A 19,344-nucleotide genomic window follows, 5' to 3' on the forward strand; every position below is an offset into this window, starting at 1 on the left:
TCTGTCACTCCGACCCCCGTACGCAGAGAAAACGGCCACCCGAGATCCAGATCGTCGCCGGGACACGACGATCATTGTCGCTCGGCGGCGGTCCATGTAGGGGCAGGCCCGCCGGCAGGTTATGGGAGGGGCGAGTGGTCGTGACAGCCTTGGTGATCAGGCGTCGGATGACGGCCGGAGGCGGGCGAGGAGGCCGGCGGCCTGCTGGGTGACGGGGTGTTGGCGGCCGAGGAGGCGGCCGGCGTCCGCGTGCAGGCCGCGCAGGGTCGCCTGGGCGTCGGTGGCGTAGCCGGCGGCGGCCTGGAAGCGGGCGATGTCCAGGCGCAGCGTCAGCGCGGGCTCGGAGTCGGGTCCGTACCGGCCGACAAGCGGTTCGGTGAGCCGCAGGAGATCGCCCAGGGCCCGGTCGAAGTCGCCGAGCTCGGCATGGCAGAAGGCGGCCTGGCGGCGGCAGTTGATCGCCTCTTCGTCCCGCGGGCCGTGGACGTCCGCGAGGATGCCCGAGAGCTGGTCCAGCTCGGGGAGGGCACGGCGGAAGTCACCGCCGTAGAACCAGGCCGCGGCGAGAGTGCGGCGCAGGTCCAGCAGCCGAGGGTCCGCGGGTGGGCGGCTGGCGGCGGCCGCGGGGAGGAGCCCGGCGAGAAGATCGGCTGCCTGGGAGAACCGTTCCTCTTCGAGCAGCTCCACGGCCTGGCTGTGGGCGGCGTCCAGCTCCTCGTCGGGAACGTGTCGCCCGGCTCCGGGAGAGGGGATGGGCGGGACCGGTGGGACCGGTGGGGCAGCGGGCAGACCGCCCGGCACAGCGGCCTCGGCCTGCCCGCCGCGCGGCCCGGCCGTCGGGGGCCTGCCTGCGTCGGGGGCGTTCTCATCGCCCTGGTGAGCACGGGGCTGGTGAGCGCGAGGCGCGGACAGTCCGGGAACACGCGAACCGTCGGATGGCCGCGGGCGGGGGAGCGGGGCTCCCGGGCGGCGGTACGGGCGGGGGAGCGGGGCTCCCGGGCGGCGGTACGGGCGGGTCGGGTCGGGCAGCGCGCCTGGTATGCCGGTGTAGTCGGGTCCGCCGGGTTCGGCGGCGGGCAGGAACGGCGCAAGGCGATCATGCACCGCCCAGGCGTCCGCCGGCCGGTCGACGGCCTCCTTCGCCAGCAGGTCGAGGACGAGTGACTCCAGCTCTGCCGGGACATCCGGGCGCAGCGCCCGCACGGGTGTCGGCGGGGTGTGCAGATGCTGGTAGATCAGCGACACCTCGTTCGTGGCGGGGAACACCCGCTGCCCGGCGAGCAGCTCGTGCAGCAGGCAGCCCAGCGAGTAGAGGTCGCTGCGGGGGCTGACCGGGGTGCTCCTGATCTGCTCGGGTGACATGTACGGCCTGGTCCCGAGCATCTGGCCGGTGGTGGTGAGCCGGGTGACATCGGTGCCGAGCACGGTGGCGATGCCGAAGTCGAGCACCTTGACCGTGCCCACCTGGTCGACCATCACGTTCCGCGGTTTGAGGTCGCGGTGGATGACCGGGATCGCGTGCGCGTGCGACAGCACGGCGCAGATCTGCGCGGCGATGCACACGACCCAGTCGAGCGGGATCGGCCCGTCGTGCTCGTTGCGGATGTCGGCGAGGGACACTCCGTGGACGAGCTGCATCGCGAGGTAGAACAGGTCGGACGTCTCGTCGAAGGCCGCGTCGTAGACGGTCGGCACGCCGGGATGCTCGATCTTCGCGGTGACCCGCGCCTCCCGGCGGAACCGGCTGACGAACCCGGCGCGGCCGACGGACTCGATGATGTCCGCCCTGATCAGCTTGACCGCGAGGTCGCGGTCGAGAACGGTGTCGTAGCCGTGCCAGACCTCGCCCATCCCGCCGCGGCTGATCGGCGTGGTCAGTTCGTACCGCCCCGCGATGACCGTCCGCCGTCCGGGCACGCTCAGCTCCCCGACGCCTGGGCGGGCAGGAACGGCGAGGCGTCACCGGCCCAGACGACGACGAGCATGTCGCGGGCGCGGGACGCGGCGACGTAGAGCAGGAAGCGCTCGCGGGCCAGGGTGTCCTGCCGTTCGTCGTCGGGTTCGGTGGCGAGTACCCGTTCGGACGGGACGCTGCGGTGGTCGATGCCGAACAGCACCACCCGGCTGAACTCGAGCCCCTTGGCGCGGTGCATGGTCATGAGCCGGGGCGCGTCCGGCCGGTGGGTGTCCCGGCCGCCGGCGTGACCGGGCAGGGCGTGCCCGGCGATCACCTGGGCGGGGATCCCGCGGTCGCGCAGCCCCTGCGCCACGATGTCGCGTTCCCGGGCACTGCGGGTGAGGATGCCGATGCTGCCGGCCTCCACCCCGTCCGTCCCGCCGCCGGTCCCGCCGGCCGTCCCGGCCCCCGAACTCGACCTGTTGCCGTTGCCGTTGCCGTTGCGGGCCGGCGGGGTGAGCCAGCCGCGCAGCGTGTCGGCGGTGACGTCGAGCTCCTCGGTGAGCCCGGAGCAGCCGCGCAGGAACGGCGGCGGGCCGCTCATCGCCGACCGGTAGCCGCTGGTGGCCTCGGCGTCGCCCTCCAGGTCGGTGACGCCGGTGTCGCCGGCGAGGATGCCGACCGCGAACCGCAGGTTCTGCGCGGTGGTCCGGTAGTTGAGGGTCAGCCGCCGGCTGCGGCCCCGTACCTGGATGCCGTAGCGGGAGAGGACGACCTTCTCCCCGTAGATGCGCTGGTGGGAGTCCTCGGCGAGGAACAGGTCGTCGGGGCCCTCGGCGACGAGGGCGCGCAGCAGCCGCCAGTGGCCGGGGTGCAGGTCCTGCGCCTCGTCGACGATGACGTGATCGGCGGGCCGCGGGCCGCCGGCCTCGGCGTGGGCGTCGGCGCAGCGGGCGGCGAGGGCGGCGATCTCGGCGAAGCTCGCGGTCTGGCCCAGTGCGAGCTGGCGGCGGTAGGCCTCCACCGCGTCCCAGATCGCCATCCGCTGGGCGCGGGTGAGGCGGGTGCCGCGCCCGGGCCGGGGCACCCGCAGGTACTGGGCGCGGGTGGTCAGATCGTTCGCGAGGACGACCATGCGGTACTCGCCGCGCAGGAACGCGGGCCGGGCGAGGTCGCCGGTGAGGCCCGCGGCGCGGGCCGCATCCGTCCACAGGGTGCGCTCGTCGGCGTCGGACAGCGGCCTCGGGACGGCCCCGGCGGAGAGCAGATCACCCCCGGCGGCGGCCCGGATGTCGGCGGGCACGAGATTGAGCACGTCGAGGGCGAGCTGGTCGATCCCGCGGACGGTCACCCCGGCCTGGCCGAGCCGGCCCTGCCACACCGAGGCGTCCAGGGTCCGCAGGTCCTGGGCGAGGTTGTCGGCCAGGTTCCGGGTGAACGTGGTGAGCACGACCCGCGGCGCCCCCGCCGCGGCTGCCGTGGTCGGCGTGGTCGGCGCGGCCGGCGCGGCCGGCGCGGTCGCGAGACGGCGGGCCCGGTGCAGCGCGACGACGGTCTTGCCGGTGCCGGCCCCGCCGGAGAGCCGGTAGGCCCCGCTGGTCTTCACATAGGCGTACCGGCGCTGCTCGGGGTGCAGGAAGACCCGCCACTCGGCGAAGCTGCCGTCGAGGACGCGCCGCAGCTCGCTGTCGGTCTCGATGTGCACGAAGTCCATCAGTGTGCTGGGCCGCCGCAGCGCCGCGGCGACGTCGGCGTCGCTCGCCGGCCTGGCAGGGGTTTCGGGGCTGGCGGGGGCCTCGGGGCTGGCAGGGGCCTCGGAGCTGGCGGGGGCCTCGGCGTTGTCGGGCCGCGCGGGGGCCTGCTCGGTCTCCTGGTCCGCCAGGCCGAGCTGTTCGTGGATCTGGTCGATCGGCGTGCCGGTGGCGAGGGCGAGCAGCGCGTCGGCCTGCCACGGCGGCACTCCCTCGTCGCCGGCGGCGGCCACGAGGGCGTCCTCGTCCGGGCAGTTCACCGCCCGCCGGGCGAGTGTGGCGGAGAGGCCGAGATCCTCCAGCTCCCCTGGCGTGAAACCGGCCAGCGGACCCTGCGGAACCCATCCCCGGGCGCCGCGCCCCCGGCCGGGCGGTGACACGGTGGGGAGAACCGGCTCCGCGTTCTCGATCACCTCCAGGACGCCGCTGACCGGGTTCGTGGTCAGGACGAGGCGCTGCGCCAGCGCGTTCGCCTCGTCGTGCTTGGCGACGGCCGCGAGCACGAAGTGCGGCTCCGGTGATTCGGCGACCAGGAACATGACGGCGCGGAAGTTGTCGTTGACCCGCCCGGTGCGCACCCGCGGGTCGGCCGAGTTCCTGATCGGCTCGATGTGCAGGCCGGGGCTGGCCGGGTCGGCCATCAGCTTGGTCAGGAAGTCCCAGGCCCGCTGCTTGAGCGACCCGTCGATGTCCAGCCGCCTGCGGAACTGCCGGGACATGGTGATGTTGCTCATCGGGTTCCTCCCGTTGCCAGCAGGGCGGCGACCTGCGCCGGGTCGGGGTCGGCGATCCGCCATCCGTCGCCGGTGAGCTCGGCCCGCAGGTCCGCGTCGACATCCTCGGGGTGCACGAGGACGGCGACCCGCGCGTCCGGCCAGGCGAGGTCGAGCGGGTAGCCGCCGGCTGTCTCGTGGCCCTGCTCGGGCAGCGGCACGCCGGCCTGGGCCAGCCCGCGCAGCAGGTTCTTCTCGGCGTCGTCGAGCGCGTTGAGGACGAGGTCGGCCCACGGCGGCGAGAGAGCATCCGCCCGCGGCCGCACCGCTGTGGTCTCCTCGGCCGTCCCGTCCCGGCCGGCCCCGTCAGCGCCGTCGGCGCTGTCGGCCCCGCGGGTTCCGGTCACGGCCCCGCCGGCCCCGGCCCCGGCCCCGGTCCCGGTCCTGGGCTCGGGCAGCTCCACGGCCGCGGTGCCCGCCGCGTCGCCCGCCTCGGTGCCCGCCGCGTCAGCTGCCTCGATGCCCGGCTGGACGCCGTCCGCGGCCTGCTCGCCGGCGCACTGCGACAGCGCCAGCGGACGGGCGGTGCGGCCGGCATGGCCGCGGCCCAGATGGCCGAGGATGTTCGACAACGCCAGCCAGCTCCGCCAGGCCCGCACGCCGGCCTCGCTCGCCAGGCTCTCGTCGCTGTCGTCGAGAACGAGCACGCAGTCGAGGTCGTAGGGCGCACGAGGCCAGCCGGCGGAGGCGACGGCGAGCCCGCCGCGCCGCCAGACCCAGCCCCGCAGGTCACCGGCCGCGGTGTGTTCCGGCGCGTCGTCGGACGGGTCGAGCGCGGCCGCGGCGAGCCCGGCCAGGGCCGAACGGCTCCGGATCGGGGCTGGCCGGGCATCGACCAGCGCGAACGGCAGCCCGTCGGCGAATCTGTGCCAGGCCTGCGGACGCTGTGGCTCCATCACCCAGTCGAGAAGCTGGGTGACGGCGTCCGCGGTGGCCAGCCCGTCGGAAGCCGAACCCGCCGGGATTCCGCCAGCACGCGCCCGGACGAGCCGGCGCCGGACGTCGTCGTCGTACCAGGCGGCACCGGCCGCCGTCGCCCGCTCCCCGCGGGCCAGCGCCTCGAAGACCGCGACGTCGTCGTCGGTGACCGCCCACACCACATGCCCCGCCTCGCGCAGCGCGGCCCGTTTCGCCGCGTCGTCGGCGATCCGGTTGTGGGCGGGGGTCGCGTGCCAGGTCCGGCCGTCGGTGAAGATGTAGACGCGCGGCACCTGTGGATCCTCGCAGAGCAGCTCGAAGTCGGGCCGGCAGCCGCTGACCCGGACCTGCGGACGCAGCGTCCAGCGCCGGTGGACGGTGCCCGGCACCCCGAACCGCAGCTCCGTCCCGGTGAGCTGCGGGATCTCCCGCACGCTCGCCCCGCGGGCGCGCAGCGCGTCGGTGAACGTCCGCCGGAACCGCAGTTCCAGCGCACTGTCCAGGGACGGCAGCGGGATGTCGGCGACCGACCGCAGCCCGACCGGTTTCCATCTGTCGCCGAGCACCTCGGTGAGCATCTGCTCGGCCCGCGCGCGGGACGTCCGTTCGACGAGCCCCGGCGGGCTGAACGGCAGCAGGCACCGGGAGCAGGCCAGCAGCCCGTCCTCGGCGCACCCGCAGCCGGCGACCACGGCCAGGGCGGCGGTGAGCAGCTCGCGGACCCGGCCCGGCCGGGCCAGGTCGGCGAGGTAGCCGGTACCGCCGGGGACCCGGTCGTGCAGCAGCAGCGCCGTCCGCTCACTGCCGCCGACCGGCATCCGCACCTCCAGGACGTCGAGGTGATCCGGCGCGCCGCCGAGCAGCTCACGCAGGCCGAGCAGCAGCGCCGCCCGGAACGACGGCCCGGCGAACTGGTCCAGGGTGAACTGCGGCGGCAGCAGGATCCGCACCCCCTGGGTGCGCAGCGACCGCCCGAGCGCCAGCTCCCGCCACGGGACGTCGAGGCGGGTGCGGTGCGGGCACCAGGCCCGGTGCCGGGCCTGCTGCGGGTCGCGCACCCCGAGCTGCGCCGCCGGCACGATCCCGCAGCCGGGGCAGAGCAGGAACAGCGGCGCCCGCACCGCGGTGCCGGCCAGCATCCGCTCCGGCCCCTGCTCGACGGCGCGCCCCACGTTGACCCAGCGCACCTCCAGCTGGCGGACGTACTCGGCGCCGAACGGGTAGCCGCCGAGATGCCAGGCGTCGCTGATCTGCTCCGGGTCGACGTCCGCGGCGGCGACGACGGTGAACGGCAGCCGTTCGCGATCGTCGTGCGAGTCGGAGATGGTCGCCGCGTCCCGCGACACCTGCGCGGAGACCTTCTCCAGCGGCAGCACCGGCAGTGCCTGCCCGGTGTCGGTGATCCCGGCGTCGCCGCAGCGCGGGCAGGTGGCCGGCACCGCCGGCTCGTCGCCCTGGGAGTGCCGGTGCACCCGCGACCAGCCGCAGGACGGGCAGACCCGCCAGGTCTGCAGCAGCCCGTCGAGGTCGGTGCCGACGCTGACGGCGTCGATCCGCACGGCTGTCGCCTGGGCGTAGAAGGTGGCGCCGGGCGCCCACTCGGTGAGCGCGAGCGCGCTGCCGCGCTGGTAGCTGCGCGGCTCCTCGTGGTACTCGTGGGTGTCCTGGTCCATCCACTGCAGGGCGACGTCGAGGGTGACGGTGTCGTCGAGCAGGGTGTAGTTCGGCAGCACCCCGCGTTCCTCCAGCGCGCTGACCCAGAACTGGGTGGCCAGCGCCTGCCGCCGGTCGCGCAGGAACCGCAGCTCGGCCTTGGCGAGCCGGTGGGCGGTGACGTCGTCGGCGGTGGCCGTCAGGCGGTTCGCGGCGACGGCCAGCTCGGGCAGGCTGTCCTGCAGGGCGCCCCGCCGGTGCCCCAGCTCGTCGGCCTCCCGGCGGTACTCGACCGCCGCCCGCCGCAGCAGCCTCGCCAGCCCGGAGACCGCCTCGCCCTCGTTCGGCCCGGAGGCTGTGCCCGGTGCCGCGCCGGCCCAGGTGCGCAGGTGGTCGGCGGTGTCCGGGCGTACGGCGGCGCCGAACAGGGCCAGGAACTCCTCGGTGTACGCCGCCGCGTTCGCCTCGGCGTCGGCGAGCAGATCGCCGAGCCAGGTGCCCGGCGCCCAGCCCGCCTCGGGGAACACCCCGGCGGCGGTCTGCGGATCCTGGGCGCCGGCGCGGGAACGCCGGTCCACCAGCCAGGCCACGTACTGGCGCTCCAGGATCTCCACCGCGTCCAGGTAGGTCGCCGGCGGCCGGACATCGCCGTCGATGAGCGCCAGCGGGTCGGCGAGGCGCTGCGTGTCGTGCCCCCGGCCCTTCACATAGGCCAGGACCAGCGCGTTCCCCGTCAGCCGCCCGGCCCGCCCGACCCGCTGCACATAGGAGGCGACGGTGCGCGGCAGCGACCCGAGCATCACCGTCGACAGGTCGCCGATGTCGATGCCCAGCTCCAGCGTCGGCGTCGCCGCCAGCACGTTCGGCACCGCCGGCCCGCCACCCTCGCGGAACTGCCGCTCCACGTCGAGGCGGACGGCGTCCGGCAGCAGCGAGGTGTGCTCGTGCGCCACCACCCGGCGCATGTCGACGCTGCGGTACAGGTGCCGGTAGTAGTCGTCGCCGCGCGGGGCCCGGCGCAGGTGACCCGGGCAGGCCTGGCGCAGGCAGGCGGCGTCCGCCAGGTCGTCGACGGTGCGCCGGGTGCCCGGGGTGAGCGTCTGGCAGACGTCGCAGCGCAGCGCCAGCGCCCCCGCCGCCAGCCCGTCCGGGTCGGCCGCGCTGACCACGACCTGCGCCGGGTCGAGCAGGAAGACCGTCGCGTTCGTCTCCGTGCGCCGCCGCGACAGCCAGCCCGCGTCGGCCATCTCCTCCAGCAGCGCCCGGGTCACCAGCCCGCCGTCGCGTGCCGTCAACCGCAGCTGGCGCTGCGCCCAGCGGGCGTACCAGGAGGCCGGCCCGGTGATGCTGTCGAACGTCGCCGTCCGCTCGGACGTCCGCCCCGTCGTCGGGAACGTCGGCGCCGGCCGGCCCGGCGGGAACGCCGGCAGCCCCTCACCGCGCGCCGCCCGCCGGCCCCCGGTGAGGAACCAGCGGTTCCCGTCATGCTCGACGAACGACTCCAGCCAGCGATGCCAGATCCCGCCCTGCACCCGGACCCGCTCCAGCACACCCCGCGCCCACGCCACCAGCCGGGCGTCGTCGAGCGCCGCACCGAGAGCCTCGTCGTTCTCCGCCGACAGCGAATGCTGCTGGCGGGCCCGCGCCACCGCCCGGCCCGCGACCCGGGCCAGCGCCTCGCCGTGGCCGGTGTCGACCTCGGCGACGGCCGCCCCGGTCAGCTCCAGGGTGCGCCCGGTACGGGCGTTGAGCCCGAACTCCAGCGCCGCGTCGAACGCGAGGCGCCGCTCGACGAACTGCCGGGCCCGGTTCTGCTCCGGCCTCCCGCCGCCGGGCTGCCAGTAGCCGCGGAACGCCGCCCACTCCGCCAGCGCCGGCGGCACCAGCCGGTAGCGGCGCACCGGGTCGTCCCCGGCCCGCTCCATCGCCTCCCGGGCCAGGTCGGCGACGGTCAGCGGCCCGCCGTGCTCGATCGTGTCGAACAGCGCCGCCCGCAGGCTCAGCGCATGCGACCGGGCCTGGACGAACCCCGCCGTGTGCGCCGCGTCCTGCACACTGTCGGTGAACAGCAGCGTCTTCTTCTCCGCGGTGTCCAGATGCGCCGACCCGAACAGCGCGGACAGCGTCACCGACGTCAGCGTCGACACCCCGCTGCCGAGGAAGCGGATGCCGTCCGGCTGCCGGCACGACGGGCAGGTCTGCGCCCGCGCCCCGGTGTCGTCATCCCAGGCGGTCAGCACCGGGATGTGGGTGCTCTCGTCCGGCTCCCCGTCGGCCGCCGGCTGCGCCGTGAGAATCAGCGTCGACGTGTCCAGCCACAGCAGGCCCTCGACGGACGTCGCCCCGCCCCCACTCGCTGCTCCGTCGGCTGTCCCGCCGGCCGTTCCGGCCCCTTCCGCGGTGTCGGCGTCGGCGGCGTCGGCGGCGTCGGCGGCGTCGGCGGTGCCGGCGGTGCTTGCGTCGGCACCGGCGGTGTCGGCATCGGCGGTGTCGGCATCGGCGATCACGGCGGCGGCCTCGCCCGGGGCGTGCAGCAGCGCCCGGAACCGCTGGTCACCGGCCCGCGAGGCCCGCCGGACGGTCGTCTCCGAGGCATCGACCGCCCGCCCCACCAGGGTGCGCAGCGCCCCCCACCCGGCCCGGCCGCAGTGCCGGCAGTACAACGCCGGCAGGTACAGGTCGAGATCGGCGTGCGCCCCGTCGTCCGACCAGCGGAACGCCGCGGTGGGCGACACCCGCCGGTCGATCCGGGTCACCTCCCGCACCCACAGCTGCGTGTCCACCCCCAGCAGCCGGCGGCCCACCGCCGGCTCGGCGTTAGCCCGCGCCCGCGCCTGGGAGAGCAGCCCGAGGTAGGCCTCGACGACGGCCATCCCATCCGCCCGCCCCGCACTGGTGTCGTCGGGCAGCATCTCCCTCGCGAGGTCCCGCATCGACGCCGGACGCAGCGCCGCGGCGAGCAGCCCCTCGGTCAGCGGGTGCGCCGCCAGGACGGCGGGAAGCCGGTCACCGCGGCGCAGCCGGCGGATCTCGGCGGCGGAGAACTCGGCCCCGTCGCCGTCCCGGGCGACCAGCGCGCCGAGCAGCGCGTCGGCGACCTGCTCCGGGCCCTCCGCAACGGCCGCACGGACAGTCCCGGCGAGCAGCCGGGTGTCCGGCAGCCGCCGGATCGACACATCGGGCGTCGGACGGCTGTGCTCGCGGCGCCAGTCGTCCGGCGCCATCCGCTGCTCGACCACCACCGCGTCCGCCTCGAACCGGCGGCCGAAGACAGTCTCGGCGAACACCCGCATCGCGGCGAACGCCCCGTCCGCCCCGCCGTCCGCGCGCTCGCCCTCGCCCTCCGGCGCGGTCTCGTCAGTGTTCTCGGCGTCGTCCGGGTCCGCGGCGCTGTCGGCGCTCCCGGCACCGAGCGTCGCGGAGGTGGCGACCGGCACCACGTCACCCAGCGGCGCACCGGCCCGCGCCACACCCAGCATCGACCCGAGCCGGCGCAGCAGCATCGCCACATCGGTGCCCTGCGCACCGTCGTAGGTGTGGAACTCGTCCAGGCACACGTAGGCGAGGGACGCCTGCGCGCCGTCCCACAGGCCGCGGTCGTTGGCACGCAGCAGCAGATGATCGAGCATCTTGTAGTTCGTCAGCAGGATGTCCGGCGGATCGGAGCGCATCACCTCCCGGGAGGTGATCAGGCCTGCCTGGCTGACCTGCGTGCGCTGGCCCTGCTGCTCCCCGGTGTAGATCCCGGCGGTCAGCCCGCCCAGGCGCGGGTCACCGGTCAGCATCCCGGCGAGCCGGCCCGCCTGGTCGTTCGCCAGCGCGTTCATCGGGTAGAGGATCAGCGCCTTCACCCCGCGCTGCCCCTGCCGCCGCATCCGCAGCGCATGATCGATGATCGGGACGAGGAACGCCTCCGTCTTGCCCGACCCGGTGCCCGTCGTGACGATCGTCGGCCGCGGCCGCCCGTGCTTCGACGACAGCCGCTCGAACGCCTGCGCCTGATGCACATACGGGACGAAGTCCCGCGGCCACCAGTCCAGCGGCTCCGCCCACGCCCCGTCCGCCGGCCGGAACGGCAGCCGCAGCCGGGCATACGGACCGCGGAAAATACCCTCCTCCGGGTCACCGAGGAACGTCGTCAACGCGGCGCGGACGTCGTCGTCGGTCAGCGCGAACGTGGTCGCCAGATAGTCCGTCAGGGCACGGCGCAGGTCAGCCGCCTGCAGCGACGGCAGCAGCGGGGCGGTCATCCGGGCAGCTGCCCGTGTGCCTCGGCCTGCGCCTTCTTCGCCTCCCGCTCGGCGGTCAGTCGGCTGAAGTGCTCGTGCGCGATGCGCAGGTCCGTCTCCCGGTTCACCCCGCTGAACGGCCCGGCATAGTTCCGGTCGGGCCCGTTGAGCGTGTGGACCCGCTCTCCGGCCGCGGTCGCCTTGTCGAGCTGCTTCGCGAGATCAGCCGGCAGCTGCCGCCCGAACGAGTCGTACCGCGCCTTGCGCTCATAGTCCTGCAGCACGGGGAACTGTGTCCGGTAAACGGTAACCAGCTCGTCCGCGGTGAGGCCGAGCATCACGGCCACGATTGCGTCGATCTCCACCAACGCCTGCCGCCGATCCGCCGCCCGCCGCAGCGGAGTCCCCCACTCCCACTCCGCCGAGACCTCCCCGATCTCCGCCCGCTCCCGGTAGGCCACCCCGACCCCAGGCACCCACCGGTCCTCCCGCCACGCGGGATCCCAGAGCTCCGCCCAGAGCGGCGCGTACGGCCGCACCAGGCAGTTCAACCGCAACGTCCGCAGCACCAAGTCTGCCTCCAGTGCATGCCCTCGCACATGCGGGAACCGGCGTATCAGCCCCTGATTCACTTCCGAGCCGGCGCATTTGACAAAAAAATCGGTTGTCAGGGAACACCACGTTCCGACAGCCATAATCAAATCTACTGGGTCGGGTATCGAGAGTGTCAGGACTGTGTTCACGTGGCTAGGTCCGGGAGGGATCAAAGCTGCGTGCAGGCTTCTGACGGTGGCGGGGTCGGTCATGCGTCGCCAGGCTAGTCGGAAGCTGTCGCTACTCGGACGGCCATTCCACTGCGGATAGGCGGCGTGGTACTCGGGGGCGGGTTTGGATCGCTGATATGTTGTTCTCGGAACGAAGTTCTCGGAAATCTTTTCCAGATTGATGGATTCGATATCTTGTCTTTTTACGGAGATCTCGGTAGGTTGCTGAAAAAGTGGTGTTGCGACCGATATATGAGGTCCTTGTAGGATTGTATTTGACCATGTTGCTGGTATGCTCGGGCGGCGCTCGAACCATCCGCGCTGGCGGTCCGCTGATTCGTGCCACCCCGCGGTCCAGGAGATTTCGAGCCTGCCGAGTCGAGGTGCGTTGGCGAGCTTTGCGAGTACTGCTGCGCTGGAGGTGTTGACCGGGAACAGCATCCTGGCCTGTTCGTACGATGTCCCTGGTTCGTCGAGAAGATCGGCCCAGGTCTGGAGCGCCTTCCTGTCGACCTTCGTTATCCGGGCTTGGTGGGGTCGGGTATCCCAATCTCCGTGCTCATCGCGAACGCCTGGCTGTGGGCCCGAACTGTCGTGGGAGAGCGACCGATCGATTACCTGAGGTTCGTATAGCCAGCTGGCGTGAAGGAACGTGACATCTCGTGGTGAGCCGTATACGTGTGTGCCGAAGGTGCGCGTATGTTGAATCTCCGGAAAAAGTTTCCGTTCGTTGCGGTACTGCCAGTGGCGGCGTAGTTGCCGATATGTAGCAAGCCGTAGGCTTGCTGCCCGTGTTTCGGTGAAGTGAGATTCTGGATGAATCAGAGATGTTATTCCTCGGGGGTTCATGGATTTCCAGGTGCGGTCCATGAAGCAGCGGTAGAGGTCTGGCTGAAGGCCGTGGAGGAGCGGTCGTTCGATTGGACTGCCGAGGTGGGCGTTGAGACCAGCCTGCTCGGCGCGTTGGTCGATGTACCAGGTCTCGGCGGCGGGCAGGTGGAAGGTGCGCTTACGGCGCTCGGTCTTTTCTTGCTCGGCCGCAGTGGGCACGAGACACCACCACGGGTCGTGCTCGGCGAGCACCCCGGCTTCGTCCCAGTCGGGGCGGACCCAGGGAGGGTTTCCGACCTGGAGGTCGAAGCCGCCGTGTGTGAAGACCTGGGGGAAGTCGAGTTCCCAGTGGAAGAAGCCTTGGCGGTCGGAGATCTCCTCCGCCACCCGGAGCCAGGGGATGTCGTGTAGGGCCTCGTCGACGGGTCTTGCGGCGGCGAAGGTGCGGTCGAGTTCTTCGGCGTCGTCGAGGCCGGCCCACGAAAGGTCGTCGGCGAAGGCGGACTGGCCGTTCTTCTCGTTCCGTCCCGGCTTCGTGGCCTTGCCGAGCAGGGCCTCCAGACCGGTGAGCCATGCGTCCAGGTCCGGGGCGGGAATCTCAGTGGTCACAGGCCAGGACCACAGGGCGCACCAGGCGTCCATCGCGCGGCGCAGGCGGCGGTAGGCGCTGTTCGGATCGTTGAGAACCTTCTCGACCTGCTCGCGGGTCACCGGCTCTGTCGACGGTTCCGCGGAACCGTCCGCGCCCCAGACCGGGGTGGTGCGGCGGATACCGGCCTCGGCGATCTGCAGGCGGCGCCGGGAAAGTTCCCAGAGCACCTCGACCCGCTGAGCCAGGCGTGCCAGCCGGTTCTGCTGCTCCTTGCCCGGGGTGCGCAGCACGCCGGCCCGCCAGGCCCGCAGCCGCTCGCGTGCCTCAGGTGCGTACGTCTTCGCCTCAGCGGTGTCGACGACCGCGCCCCAGCCCGCCGCCGGCAGCAGGAAGTGGTGGATACCGGCGCCTACCGGAGGAACTGAGTCGTCCGGCAGCGCTGGGTCGTGCAGGGGGACGTCCGTCGGAACGGTGGTGAGCCATTCCTTCTTCTTCAGCAGCGCGGGGGCGTAGACGGCGCGGCGGGCGCCGATGAGGCTGTTGCCGCGGCGCAGGTGCAGGCCGAACCAGGGGGCGGCCAGGCCGGCCTGCATGGTGTCGAGCCACAGGGAGACCTCGGCGAGTTCGACGGCGGTGGCGTTCAGGTCCACCCCGTACACCTGGTGCAGCGCCAGATACGCCTTCACCCGCTGCAGCTCGGCCGGGTACTGCTCGGCGGGAATGCGCTCGTCGCGTTCGTCCTGCGCCCGGGCGAGGTAGGCGGCGGCGAGCTGGCGGACGGCCTCGATCGCGAACGCGCCCGATCCGAGGGCCGGCTCGCAGATGGTCATCTTCAGGATGTCCGCGGCTCGGGTGGTAGTGCCGTCCTGGTCGAGCAGTTCCTCCAGCGCGTGGTGGACGACGGAGCGGGTGAGGACCTCTGGCGTGTAGTACGACGCAGACTGCTGCCGCTCCCGCCCGGCGAGGCGGTAGACGAACGACCCTCGGGGGTGCAGCCGCGGCTTCGGTTCGCCGGTGTTCTCGTCGCGGTCGAGGACGAACGAGTCGGCGGGCACGTCGTTGACGCGCTCGGCGGGCAGCAGCCAGGTGCCGCCGGAGGGGTCGCCGCCCTTCGCGACCTCGTACAGGTCGGTGTCGGCGATGATTCCCGACCAGGACATCAGCCCCTCGTAGACGGCGCCGAGCTGGTTGATGCCGAGTTCGCCGTAGGAGATGAACCCGCGGTCGCTGCCCTTCTTCACTTTCGTCAGCAGCAGGTGGCGCAGCACCCGCTGCAGTGCCTCGTTGCCCAGGCCCACCTCGTCGATGAGGGCCGTGGCATCCGCGGCGAACAGGTCGGAGCGCAGCGGCTGGAACACCAGCCCGTCCCCGGCCGGCGCCCCTGACTCCGCGTCCGCGGTCTCGTCCGCAGCTGTGGTGTGGCCCTTGTCGACGAGGACGAACAGCTTGTGCAGTGACTCGTACAGGTGCCGGCCGCGGCGGGCCCGGTCCGACGACAGGTCGGTGAGGATCAGGTCCCGCAGCCGGTCCAGCCCGTAGCCGGCCTGGTACTCCGGTGCCTGGACGGGCAGCACCTCCAGCTGCGGCGACGCCTCCGCGTACAGCAGGAACAGGATCCGGTAGAGGAACCGCAGCGACTGCCGGGTCAGATCACGGCCCAGGTTCGGGACGTCGATGACGTCCAGCCCGGCCGCCTGCCGCCGCGCCACCACCTCGTTCGCGATGATCTCCACCGACAGGCGGACGCCCTCGCGCAGGTCCGCGGAGACGCCGACGGTGTGCTGCACCGACTTCTCCAGCAGGCCCAGCCACGGGGCCACCCCGTCGTCGGCGGGCAGCAGCAGGTCCGGCCCGGCCATCGCGGCGACGTGCTCCAGCTCGCCGGCCGCCCGGACGTCGCGGCGGTCGACGACGACACCCAGGTCGACGGCGAGCCAGCGTCCCTCCGGCCACCGGCTGCGCTCGGCGAGCAGCACCCACCTGCCCGCCTGTACCAGCACGAACGGCGGGGCGTCGTCGGTCAGGAAGACGCTGGAGACGGCCTTCGCGACGGAGGCCTGCGGCTTGCCGTCGACGACCGCCGGGTCGAGGAGCTGCCCGATCCGCGGGCCGGCCGCGTCCGGCGTGGTCAGGATGTCCTCGACCGCCCCGGCGGGGGTTGCTTCCAGGATGAGCAGTGCCGTCCCGGTGGGGGAGGGGTGCACCGCCGCGGCGGGCAGCCGCACCTCGTCCCCGGAACGGTCCGACACCCAGGGCGTCGGCTCCCGGTCGAGCCGCAGCGCCCGGCGTACCTCCCGGTGCACCTCGCGGACGTCCTCGTCGGACGGCTGCTCGCCCAGCCCGCCGAACAGCCGGGCCAGCGGGGTGGCCGCGTCGCGCAGCGCCGAGCGGGCGGTGAGGTGGCCCTCGTCCTCCTCGGCCTTCCAGCGGGTGCGCAGGGCCAGCACCTCGGCGAGGAAGCTGCCGGTGCGGGCGTCCGAGGTCAGGTAGTGCTCGGAGATCCACGACTCGCCGACGATCACCGCGTCGAAGCTGGGCATCAGACGTTCCCCCCGTCGCTTTCGCTGCCGGAACCGCTGGTGGCCGCCGGGATCACGACGGCGGGGATCACGACGGCGAGCGGGCGCAGCAGCCGCTGGCTGGCGCGCAGCGAGCGCGCGATCTCCTCCTCGAGGCTGACCTGCTTCGACAGGCGGCGAACCTTCGCCAGCCCCGGCCCGGTCATGTCGAGTTCGAGCCGGGCGGCCTGCTCCCGCCAGCGGGTCCGCCGGTTCGACCAGCCGGCCAGCCGCCGTTCCAGGTCGGAGTGCTGGATGTCCTCGGCCATGTCGAGGGTGCGGGCCGCCGCGTCGATCGCGGCCGGCACCAGCGCGCGCAGCTCGTCGCTGACCGCCGCCGGGCCCGGGTTCACCGCCGGTTCCCGCTCGCCGGGCCCGGGGATCAGCCCGGTGCCCGCGAACAGCTCCAGTCCCTCGACGACCTGCGCGAGCGGCAGGTCGGCCCGGCCGGTCGGGAACTCGACGGCGACCATCTGGCGGGTCACGACCTGGCCGCGCCGGTTCATCAGCGTCGCGATCACCAGCACCCGCGGGGCGTCCACCGGCCCGCGCACCAGCGGCACCTCGTTGCGGCCGCCGGCCGCGAGCACCTTGTCCGCGGCCCAGTCGAGCACCGGGTGCAGGGGGGAGAGGAAATGAGCCTCCGGCCAGGTGGACGGGGTGGGCGCGGCGACCTCGCGGGCCTTCGCGGGACGTCCCGCGCGCTTCGCCGGGGTGAGACCCTTCGGCCCGCTCGCGGTCACCAGGGCCGACTGGGCCGGGGCGCCGCCGGCCTGCCCCTCGCGGGCCGCGCGTAGGCCGTCCAGCGCGACCGACGGGGTGACGGCGAGCAGCAGCTGCTCCCGGATCCCGCGCTCCGCGACGTACGACGCCGGCAGCGCGTCGAGGCGCACCCGCAGGTCGCGCGGCGGGCGCAGCGCGATCAGGCTCTTGTCCCGGAAGACCTTCCAGCCGACACCGCCGCGGGCCGGGTCCTTGTCGTCCGGCGCTCGGGTGGGATCGTCGTACACCTCGGCGACCGCGTCGGCGAGGAAATCGGCGTCGGTGGGGTACAGCGACTCACGCGGGCGGTCCGGGGGAACGGGCGGCAGGTCGTCACCGGCGGCGGCGAAATCCTCGTCGAAGAAGGAGTCGAAGAAGTCGTCGGCTCCGTGCCCCGCACCGGGGTCGGGCACGACCTCGTCCAGGTTCTGCCCGCGGGCGAGCGCGTCCCGGATCGCGTCTTCCTCGCCGCTCGCCGAATGCAGGTGCATCAGCGTCGCCGCGTCGCCCAGCGTCGTGTGGGCGAGGTGTTCCTTGGCCAGCAGGCGCTGCAACACCCGGATATCGCCGCTGAACCGGTCGTCGGAGGGCACCAGCGCCAGCGCCGTGATCCGCGGCGGGTGCTTCTGCCCGTACCGGTCGATCCGCCCGTTGCGCTGCTCGATCCTGATCAACGACCAGGGGATGTCGACGTGGATCAGGTGGTGGCACTGTGCGTGCAGGTTGACGCCCTCGCTGGCGACGTCCCCGGTGATCAGCAGCCGGACGGGGCTCGCCGTCGTCTTGAAGTCGTCGACGATGCGCTCCTGCTCGACGTCCGGCAGGCCGCCGTGCATGACGGCGATCTGGTTGCGGGCGAGGCCCAGGAGGTCGGGCAGCTCGCGGGCGAGCCAGCGCAGGGTGGCGACCCGCTCGGCGAACAGCACCGCGCGGGTCGTCGAGCGGGCGCCGACACCGATGGTGCGCAGGTACTCGGCGAGCGCGGTGAGCTTGGCGCTCTCCCCGGCCAGGGCCAGCTCGGTGAGGTCGCGCAGCCGCTCGAGGGCCTGCCGTTCCGGCTCGTGATCGCCGCCGCGCTGGGCGCCGCCGCCCTGGGCGGTGAGCCGCTTGAGGCGGGCCTCGGTGGTCTCCAGCAGCGCGGCGGGGGAGGAGAGGAACGCCTTCGCCAACGTCCACGGGAACAGCGCCGACCCGCGGCCCGCGACCGGGGACGGGCCGTCCTGCGGGTACAGCCAGGTCCGGGAGATCTCCGTGGCGATCGCGTCCTCCGCCGGCGAGGCGGCCACCGGGATCACCTCGGGCTCGGGGCGCAGCGCCCAGTCGGCGCCGACTTCCGCGGCGACCTCGGGGGAGTGGCGGTGCCGGCGGATGAACAGCCGCTCCACATCCGCGACGTCGTACTCGCCGTCCGGGCCGACGGCCGTCGGGTCGAGCAGCCGCAGCAGCTCCGCGAACGACTCCTTCTTCCCGTTGTGCGGTGTCGCCGACGCCAGGACCAGCGCCTCCGTGTTCGGCGCGAGAACCCGCGCGAGCTCGTTGTTCAGCGTGCCGGTGTTCGTCAGGTTGTGCGACTCGTCGATGACAACGACATCCCACCGGTGCCGTTCCAGAAAAGATCGGTACCGCGGCGATTTCAACGTGTCGATCGAGACGATGATGCGGCGGTAGAACGTGAACGGGTTCCGGCTCGCCGGCAGGTTCTGCCGCACCCGCTGCAGCCCGTCGCTGTCGAGCCGGACGAGCGGCAGCCCGAACCGGCACCACAGTTCGTGCTGCATCTGCTCCAGGACGTGCCGGGGCGTCACCACCAGCACCCGGTCGGCCCGCCCGCGCCGGGTCAGCTCCGCGAGGAGCATCCCGATCTCCAGGGTCTTGCCGAGGCCGACGGCGTCCGCGATGAGCACCCGGGGCCGCAGGTTCGCCGGGGACAGCGCGTGGGCGACCGCCCGTCGCTGGTAGTCGAGCCGGTCGACCAGCATCCCGTCGGCCACGGTCAGCGAGGTCTCGCCGGCCGGCATCGGCGTCCGGCGCAGGGTGGCCTCCAGCCACAGCCGGGTGCGCCGGTGCCGCGGGGAGCCGTCCGGGAGCAGCTCCGCCTCGCGGGGGTCCAGCAGCTCGATGTGGTCGAGCCCGCTGAAGAAGGTCGCCGTGGTCTCCCGCACGAGCTCACCGAGGCCGACCACCTCCAGCCGCCAGCCGTCCGTGCCCTGCTCGGCCCCTGTGACCAGCCACTCCTCGTCCCGGACCACCACGATCGAACCCGGCGCGAACGTCGTCACGTAGCTCCTCGCCCCCCGATCCCCCATGCGCGAACGGCACAAGGGCGAGAAGTCACCCTATAGAGCCATCTATTTGCGCGAGTCGGGCCTGCCGATGGGGTGCGGAGAGCGACGGGGGCGGTCGGGTGAGGTCGCGGGCCGCCGGTGCATAGGCGCCGCATAGGCGCATAGCGGTCTGGGGCCCCTTCGTCGCACTCTGTGTGGGAGGTGGCATAAGGTGCCCGAAGGTGGGCGTACGCGGCAGCGCGTACGGGAGTGCCGATGGTGGGGGAGACGGTTCGGGCGGCAACGCCCTGCGCGTCGCCACGGCAGGCTGCATCCCACGACGAGGGGCACC

General features: G+C 73.3%; 5 protein-coding genes. All 5 read right to left on the minus strand.

Annotated elements, in window-relative coordinates:
* Positions 1-156 precede the first annotated feature (156 nt).
* Genes B207_RS0104020 through B207_RS0104040 form a run of 5 tightly spaced genes read right to left on the minus strand, consistent with a single transcriptional unit; the run spans position 157 to position 19,007 of the window.
* Positions 157-1,917 (minus strand): serine/threonine-protein kinase, encoded by a 1,761-nt coding sequence (locus B207_RS0104020; protein WP_018635227.1) that lies wholly within the window; start codon positions 1,915-1,917, stop codon positions 157-159.
* 2 nt (positions 1,918-1,919) lie between these two features.
* Positions 1,920-4,382, minus strand: coding sequence for a 3'-5' exonuclease (locus B207_RS0104025; protein WP_018635228.1), 2,463 nt, complete (start codon positions 4,380-4,382; stop codon positions 1,920-1,922).
* A complete protein-coding gene (locus tag B207_RS0104030; RefSeq protein WP_018635229.1) occupies positions 4,379-11,242 on the minus strand; it encodes a DEAD/DEAH box helicase in 6,864 nt (2,287 codons plus the stop codon). Before B207_RS0104030 ends, B207_RS0104025 begins: the two co-directional genes overlap by 4 nt.
* Positions 11,239-15,948, minus strand: coding sequence for an Eco57I restriction-modification methylase domain-containing protein (locus B207_RS0104035; RefSeq protein WP_018635230.1), 4,710 nt, complete (start codon positions 15,946-15,948; stop codon positions 11,239-11,241). Before B207_RS0104035 ends, B207_RS0104030 begins: the two co-directional genes overlap by 4 nt.
* Positions 15,948-19,007 (minus strand): helicase-related protein, encoded by a 3,060-nt coding sequence (locus B207_RS0104040; RefSeq protein ID WP_018635231.1) that lies wholly within the window; start codon positions 19,005-19,007, stop codon positions 15,948-15,950. The genes B207_RS0104035 and B207_RS0104040 overlap by 1 nt, the downstream gene beginning before the upstream one ends.
* Positions 19,008-19,344: the final 337 nt, after the last annotated feature.

It is taken from the genome of Parafrankia elaeagni, assembly GCF_000374165.1.
GTDB classification, from domain to species: domain Bacteria; phylum Actinomycetota; class Actinomycetes; order Frankiales; family Frankiaceae; genus Parafrankia; species Parafrankia elaeagni.

Coding starts and splice junctions, on each gene's coding strand:
- B207_RS0104025 (WP_018635228.1), bottom strand. CDS start 4,382: ATGAGCAACATCACCATGTCCCGGCAGTTCCGCAGGCGGCTGGACATC.
- B207_RS0104035 (WP_018635230.1), bottom strand. CDS start 15,948: ATGCCCAGCTTCGACGCGGTGATCGTCGGCGAGTCGTGGATCTCCGAG.
- B207_RS0104030 (WP_018635229.1), bottom strand. CDS start 11,242: ATGACCGCCCCGCTGCTGCCGTCGCTGCAGGCGGCTGACCTGCGCCGT.